The 7,805-nt window shown below is 47.2% G+C and carries 6 protein-coding genes; 5 read left to right on the forward strand and 1 reads right to left on the reverse strand.

Annotated features, from left to right (window positions below; all coding sequences use genetic code 11):
* The first annotated feature begins 45 nt into the window (after positions 1-45).
* Together A37S_RS27445 and A37S_RS0107045 are read left to right on the forward strand one after the other, a co-directional pair.
* Positions 46-186, forward strand: a complete 141-nt coding sequence (locus tag A37S_RS27445; RefSeq protein WP_169719452.1) for a hypothetical protein — start codon at positions 46-48, stop codon at positions 184-186.
* Between the two features lie 129 nt (positions 187-315).
* Positions 316-909, forward strand: a complete 594-nt coding sequence (locus A37S_RS0107045) for a hypothetical protein (protein WP_028296380.1) — start codon at positions 316-318, stop codon at positions 907-909.
* A 23-nt stretch (positions 910-932) separates the two neighbouring features.
* Here A37S_RS0107045 and A37S_RS0107050 read toward each other — a convergent pair whose 3' ends face one another.
* Positions 933-3,044 (reverse strand): S9 family peptidase, encoded by a 2,112-nt coding sequence (locus A37S_RS0107050; RefSeq protein ID WP_028296381.1) that lies wholly within the window; start codon positions 3,042-3,044, stop codon positions 933-935.
* A 140-nt stretch (positions 3,045-3,184) separates the two neighbouring features.
* Between A37S_RS0107050 and A37S_RS0107055 the strand changes: the two genes are divergently transcribed.
* The 3 genes from A37S_RS0107055 to A37S_RS26595 form a co-directional block, all read left to right on the forward strand.
* A complete protein-coding gene (locus tag A37S_RS0107055; protein ID WP_028296382.1) occupies positions 3,185-6,196 on the forward strand; it encodes an amidohydrolase family protein in 3,012 nt (1,003 codons plus the stop codon).
* Positions 6,197-6,223: 27 nt separating this feature from the next.
* Positions 6,224-7,534: an amidohydrolase family protein gene (locus A37S_RS0107060; RefSeq protein ID WP_036601632.1), complete on the forward strand. Its 1,311-nt coding sequence runs from the start codon at positions 6,224-6,226 to the stop codon at positions 7,532-7,534.
* A gap of 128 nt (positions 7,535-7,662) precedes the next feature.
* On the forward strand, positions 7,663-7,805 hold a 143-nt coding region (locus A37S_RS26595), incomplete at its 3' end, for a helix-turn-helix domain-containing protein (protein WP_084163788.1).

Consider the following 7,805-nt stretch of genomic DNA (forward strand, 5'->3'; position numbering starts at 1 on the left):
CGACCAGAAGAATTAGAGCTTATTGACTTACAACGCAATACTTAAATGAGGTATGAAGATTCCATAGGAAAGAATTGGGTTAATACCAAGATAACCGAGTATTCTTTCAATAATAAATCCATATCAGACTTGGATAGAAGTTGGATTTACCTTGGAGGCAACTTGGAGATACCTTGGACTTATTAGCTATATCACCTATAGATTGTTTGGGTGAATAAAATGAGGCATGACTATCTGGATAGGGTGAATCCTATTTGATTGGCAAAAATCAAGGTAAATTCTTAAATTGGCTTTTATTGAGAAAGATGAACACGTATGAAGCAGCTATTTGCCATTGCCATTTTATTTTTATGCTCGGTGTTTGGCACTCACGCCCAAACCGCCGAGCAGGCAGAAGACCTTTTCTGGGATTTTGAAAGAGCTAGGGTGGAGGGAGATAAGAATCTCATCATTGGTGTGGGCGAGCAACTACTTCCCATGAGCGACAAACTGGAGGCCAAGTGGCAGACCTATTTTCGTTATTATCTGGCCTATGCCTATGAGAACAATGGGCAAATGGACAAGGCTGTGCCACTTTACCTCAAGGTCGTTCAAGACGTGCCGGACTACTATGTGCCCCATCGGGCACTGGGCTACCACTACCTCACCGAGAGTAACGGCATAGCCGCAAAGATCAAGGCCAACCCACCAGCGGCGGAAAAGCAAAAGCTCATGGAAGAATACCAGGCCATGCTATTGAAAGCGCTTCCGTACCTGGAGAAGAGCTATGCCTGTGATCCGGAGGATAACAAAACTTTACAGACTATCAATCAGGTAGTGGAAACTATAAGTGCCAAGGCCAACCCAGAGCAGCTAAAGGAGCGCCTGGCCGAAAAGTCCAAGAACTGTGTAGACCTACTGAGGTTATAAAAGACCAAGCTGAAGCCAATGTCTTATGGCTTCAGCTTCTTGACCAGAAAATCCACGGTGGCTTTATTAATCCTAGTGATGTTCTTATATAATAGCCAATGATGGCTGTCATTCGGTATGGATATATACTCGTAGTCCTTAAAGCCTCGTTGCTCGAAGCGCCTGATGAGATCAACAGTCTGGTCAAAAAGCACATTACGATCGTCGTCGCTGTGGATCAAAAGTACAGGCGATTGCCAGGTATCTACATAAGCAATAGGCGAGGATTGATACACCAGCTGCTTGGCCTCTCGGGCATCAGGCGCTGTTTCGGGCTCCTCCGGATTTGGGATATCGCGTTTAAACTCATGAACGCCATGAATATCCACGCCCACCTTAAATAAACCCGAGTTTTTGCCCAAAGCCAGCGCGGTGAGAAAACCACCATAAGAGCCCCCATATATGCCTATGCGGGCTGGGTCGACCTGAGGGAGTTCCTGTAGCCATTTACCGGCAGTTAAGATGTCTATGTATTCAGAAGCACCGTAGCTGCCCGCTTTGTCCGGAAAATGAAAGTCGTAGCCGTAGCCCGTACCCAACCGATAATTAACCGACAATACCACAAAACCCTGACTTGCCAGGTATTGGTTGATTGCGTAATTGTTGGCGTAATAATCCATATAGTTCCAGCCAAGAAACATCTGCCGTTGCGGTCCGCCATGTACAAAAACAATGGCTGGCTTTTTCTCATTATCGCCTTCCTTATCAAAAAGCTGTCCGTGAACGACGAATCCATCAGGCGAAAAGAAAACAACAGGTTTCGGAACAATCAGCTGACTAGTGGGGAAATCCTTAGGGATATGTTGTTCAGCTACGAGTTTTGGACTGCCGGAGCCATTGCTGGGAATGATAGCGGGGATAAACGGACGCTGGGCTGTAGCACTAAAGAAAGCGATCTTTTCGCCTCCATCAATGAAAGTTGGATAACCTTCTATTCCATTTCCTTCGGTGAGCACCTGCATATCGGCTTTTTCCACAGACACGCAAGCAATATGGCGTCTATCTACATCTAAGGAATCCTTGCCAGTATTGACGTTAAAGGTCAGCATTGTTCCATTGGCATTTATCTGCGGCTGTTCTACAGAGAAATTGCCGGGAGTAAGGCATTGTTCTTTACCGTCTTTCAGGTTTAAGGCGTAAAGGTGCGGCCACTTGTCCTTGTAGGATAGAAATACAATTCGATTGTCGGCCGCCCAAAAAAGAGACGACGATCGCTGGGCCAAGGACATGGATCCCTCCGGTGTTTTGGGCGACCGCCACACGGTCTTGCCCTCACCGGTACTAGCAGAAGCAGTGCGAATTTCCCAAGGGACGATTTTCTTGGCCAAAATGGAGTCGGGCTTACCGCCGGAACCGGGGGTGCGTACGAATGCCAGTTGAGTGCCATCTGGCGACCAGACAGGATTGGCATCGCGATGAAAGGCAGGGTCTATCCAACGAAGTTCTTGCTGACCGAAGGTGTATAGGCCAATAAAGGCATGACTTTTTCTACTGCTAACAAAAGCAATACGCTCTCCATCTGGCGACCAGGCAATGCTGCCCACATTTCCTCTATCGGAAAAGAGGAGCCTGGGCTTTGCGCTCCCGTCAACCGGCACGATATAAGGCTTTCCCCCTTTAGTATAAACAACCGAATCGCTATTTGGCGAGATAGTTGGGCGATCACCTTCCGCCAAGAATATGGGTTCCCCTCCGACGAAAGGAATGGCATAGATCTGTATAGTCTTTTCGATTATATCCGACGTGGGATTTAGTGGTCCATCATAGATGTATCCTCCATGCTCTCCTCCCCTCACATATACAATCCACTGGCCATTATCAGATAACTGTGTTCCGCTGATTTCCTGTCCGTCATCCACTTGGTAATTGGTCAATCTACGTGCGGCATAAGCGGGCCCCTCTGCCACGTATACGTTTCTTAGTCCTTGTTCATTGAAGTCCCACACGATTTTTTGATCCTTTGGAGCACCCACTAAATTGGCTGGAAAAGGATAGCTGGTAACCTGTTCTATCGTATAGTCTTGTGCCAAGCAGCAAAAGCCGTTATAAAGGAGGCAAATCAACAAAAGACTTATTGCTATAGTGTTTTTTTTCATGTTTTTGCAGGTTGTTTTGGCGAATATCCGATTTTTTGCGTATTCGTTTCTTGTGTTTTGGTAACTTTCGTATTACTTCGCGGTTCATTGATGTGAAAAATGGATGAAAGAATTAGATTTGTTCAAATAATCAAACAAACATGAAGAAAACATTACTTTTTTGTGCGTTGCTGTTAGCGTATGGGATAAGGGCTTCAGCTCAAGAGACTTATCCTGTTAATGGATCGCATGATGACAGACCGCAGCGGTTTGCCTTGACGCATGCTACAGTAGTAGTTAAGGCAGGGCAAGTATTGGAAGATGCCACCTTGCTTATCAAGGGACAGCAAATAGAGGCTATAGGGAAGGGCTTGTCCATCCCAAAGGGCTATGTGGAGCGGGATCTGAAGGGGAAATTTATTTATCCCTCTTTCATTGACGCTTTTAGCGACTATGGTCAGCAATCTGGCACTGAAGCTGGCGGCGGCGGGCGTGGAGCCGGCGGACGGAGCCCTCAGGTGTTGGAATCTACCAAAAAGGGGGCCTTTGCCTGGAATGAGGCTATTCATCCGGAAACCCAAGCAGTAAAATCGTTCTCTGTAGACGAACGTAAGGGGGAGGAGTTGAAGAAGTTGGGCTTTGGTGCTGCACAGTCGATCATTCGCGATGGCATAGCCAGAGGAAGTTCCGCCTTGGTGACCCTGGCAAACGATAGGGAAAATCAAGTAGTACTTTTGCCAGAAGCTGCCGCCCATTATTCTTTCAATAAAGGAACCGCTAGAACGAGCTATCCCTCATCGTTGATGGGTAGTATTGCCTTATTAAGGCAGACATACTACGATAGCCAGTGGTACGGGAACCAAAAAGAGGAATACAATATATCTTTGGCCGAATTTGGCCGTTTGCAGAATTTGCCTCAGTTTTTTGAGGTAGACGATGTACTCGATCTGCTCCGTGCCGATAAGATTGGCAAGGAGTTTGGCAAGAACTATGTCATCAAGGCCGGAGGTAACGAGTACCAAAGATTGGACGAGGTGAAAGCGACAGGAGCAAGCCTTATCTTGCCCTTGAATTTTCCTAAGGCATATGATGTGGAAGATCCCAACGATGCAAGAAATATCTCTTTGGCACAGCTGAAGCACTGGGAAATGGCGCCAGCCAACCCGGCATACTTGGAAAAGGCTGGAATTCCTTTTGCAATATCTACCGTTGGATTGGAAAGCACCCGCGATTTTTGGACCAATTTGCGTTTAGCCCTCGATAATGGATTGAGCAAGGAGCAGGCCTTGAAATCACTTACGGAAATTCCGGCAACCCTACTTGGTGTTTCTACACAACTTGGTACCTTGGAGAAAGGGAAAATCGCCAACTTTATTGTCACCAGCGACAGTCTATTCAAGGAAGGAAGCATCATTCACGAAAACTGGGTGCAGGGGAAGAAGTTTGTGGCCAACCAAATAGAGGCATTGGACATCCGGGGAATCTATACCAGTCAGGTCCCAGATATGGGAGCAGTTAAATTTACCGTTGATGGAAAACCAGGCAGTTATGATGTGAACATCGGCAAGGATGGCGACAGCACAAAAACCAAGGTGACGTTTAATCGCAATGGAGACCTATTGTCGCTTAGCTTTAACCCTAAAGGGGCCAAGGGCAGCACTCGTATCAGTGCCTATATCGTGGAAGGAGCGCCGCTAGTGTTCAAAGGCGAATCTGTTGCGCCTACTGGCGAGTCCACACCGTGGACTGCCACCTACACTGGACCACTTAGCGATAAAAAAGCAGAAAGAAGAGATGCCGCAACGAAAACGGCGGTAGAGGGTAAATTGATTTATCCTTTCGTAGCCTACGGCAACGAGCAGAAGCCGGTGGCAGAGGATGTCCTTATAAAAAATGCAACCGTATGGACAAACGAAAGCCAGGGTATATTGGAAAATGCAGATGTGTTGTTGGCAGGCGGCAAGATCAAGGCCGTAGGCAAGAACCTAGCTGCAGGCAGCGCCAAGGTGATAGACGGTACGGGCAAGCACGTAACGCCGGGCATTATCGATGAGCACTCACACATCGCCATCACCCGTGGTGTTAACGAAGGTTCGCATTCAGTTACCGCAGAAGTAAGAATTGCAGACGTAGTCAACTCCGAGGACATTAACATTTACCGTCAACTGGCAGGGGGAGTGACAACTTCTCACTTGCTACATGGCTCAGCCAATTCGATAGGTGGCCAGTCGCAGTTGATCAAGCTTCGCTGGGGACGGTCGCCAGAAGAATTGAAGTTTGGTGGCAATGATGGTTTCATCAAGTTTGCGCTAGGTGAAAACGTGAAGCAAAGCAACTGGGGCGACGTGGCTCGTGTACGTTTCCCGCAAACCCGTATGGGCGTGGAACAAGTGTACGTCGATGCCTTTACCAGGGCGAAGGAATACAAGTCGCAATTGGCAGTAAAGGGTGCCAACGTAAGAAGAGATCTTACTTTGGATGCACTGGTCGAGATTTTGGATAACAAACGCTTCATCACATGCCACTCGTACGTACAATCGGAAATCAATATGTTGATGCATGTAGCCGATAGCATTGGTTTCAAGATCAATACCTTTACCCATATTCTTGAGGGGTACAAATTGGCCGATAAGATGTCCAACAGGAGCATTGGTGGTGCTACCTTTGCCGACTGGTGGGCATATAAGATGGAAGTACAAGAAGCTATACCTTACAACGCCTACTTGATGACAAGTCAAAAGGTAGTCACGGCGATCAACTCGGATGATGCGGAGATGGCCAGAAGGCTCAACCAAGAAGCCGGAAAGATCGTGAAATACGGTGGTTTGCCAGAAGAAGAAGCTTTGAAATTGGTTACCTTGAATCCTGCAAAACTGCTGCATATAGACAATCGTGTAGGTAGCCTAAAAGCAGGAAAAGATGCCGATGTGGTACTATGGAGCGATAATCCGCTATCCATTTATGCCAAGGCCGAAAAGACATTTGTAGACGGCGTGAAGTACTGGGATCTGGACGAGGATGCAAGTAAACAAGATGTCGTGCAGAATGAAAAAGCAAGGCTTATCAAAAAGTCATTGGAAGCCAAGAACAAAGGCGGTGCGATGCAAAGACCGGCAGCTAGGCCAGCCATGATCTACCATTGCGAGACCATGGAAGAAGTGGAAGTAGAGTAGATAAGTCAAATTAGTATGAGACAAGTTATGAATACAAAAAAAATATATGCCTTACTGATTGCTATGTCGGTCAGTACGGTGTTCGTCTGTGCCCAGCCTACCGTATATCCTGCAGATCCACAAAGTAAAGCGTTTGTGATCCAAGGAGCTACCATCCATAAGGGAAATGGGGAGGTAATAGAACAAGGTACCTTGGTTTTCGATAATGGAAAGATAAGTTATGTGGGAAGTGGAAGTGCCAATGTACCCGCAGGAGCCGAAATAATACAGGCCAATGGCAAACATGTGTACCCTGGCTTTATTGCTACCAATACCAATCTTGGCCTGGTGGAGGTCAGTTCGGTTCGGGCTACTGTGGATTTTGCGGAAGTGGGAGACAACAATGCACATGTGCGCTCTCTTATTGCCTACAATACAGATTCCAAGGTGATTAATACGCTGCGCTCCAATGGCGTACTGCTGGCGCAGGTGACGCCCGAAGGTGGGCTGATCCCGGGGCAGTCTTCCGTGGTGCAGCTGGATGCCTGGAACTGGGAAGATGCTGCCTATAAAGTAGACGAAGGAATACATATCAACTGGCCAACGGTACGTTTTGGCAGAGGCTTTTTTGGTGGTGGCCAGCAAAATCCTGCTGCCCAAAAGGAACGGATACAAAAGGAGATCGACCTGCTCAATGATTTCCTATATGAAGCCAAAGGCTATGCAGAGGCTGATAAAGATGAGGCTTTCAATGCACGGTTGGGCGCATTTAAGAAAGTTTTCAGCGGAGAACGCAAGGTTTATGTGCACGCTAATAAGGCCAATGACATTATTGCGGCTGTCTCTTTTTTCAAACGCTTAGGAATTAAGCCGGTTATCGTCGGAGGAGGGGAAGCGCACTTAGTTGTCGATCTATTGAAGGATAATGCTATTCCCGTCATTATCAATCAATCACATGCATTGCCTTCCAGCACGGATGAAGATGTCTATCTGCCCTACAAGCAAGCCAAGTTATTGGACGATGCCGGTATTTTAGTGGCATACAATATCGAAGGCTTCTGGCAGCAGCGCAACCTGCCTTTTATGGCTGGAACGGCGGCAGCCTATGGCCTGGACAGGGAGAAAGCGCTGGCACTGATTACCGGCAACACAGCAAAGATACTAGGCATAAGCGACAAAACAGGTACTTTGGAAGTGGGCAAGGATGCCAATTTGTTCATATCCGATGGCGATGCCTTGGACATGCTGGGGAATGCACTGGACAGGGCCTTCATCCAAGGGAGGGATATCGATTTAACCGATCTGCACAAACAGCTGTTCGAGCGGTACAAACATAAGTATCACCTTACGGCGGAATAATAATCACATAAGAAAACGAGGCTCCGTAAGTTCAATTAAGAAATGCAACAAAGGTTGAAATAAACATGCCAATTGGGGGTACCCCCAATTGGCATGTTTAAGGGAAAAAAACGACTTTTGAATTGCGAATGGAAAAATCACATTTAACCCTGGAACAAAGGTACGAAATCCAGGCTTACAGAGCGAGCGGAAAGAAGATCTCGGAGATCGCCGTTATCATCGGCAGGGACAAATCGGTAGTCAGCCGGGAGGTTAAGCGCAACAGTAATCC

It is taken from the genome of Olivibacter sitiensis DSM 17696, from assembly GCF_000427965.1.
GTDB classification, from domain to species: domain Bacteria; phylum Bacteroidota; class Bacteroidia; order Sphingobacteriales; family Sphingobacteriaceae; genus Olivibacter; species Olivibacter sitiensis.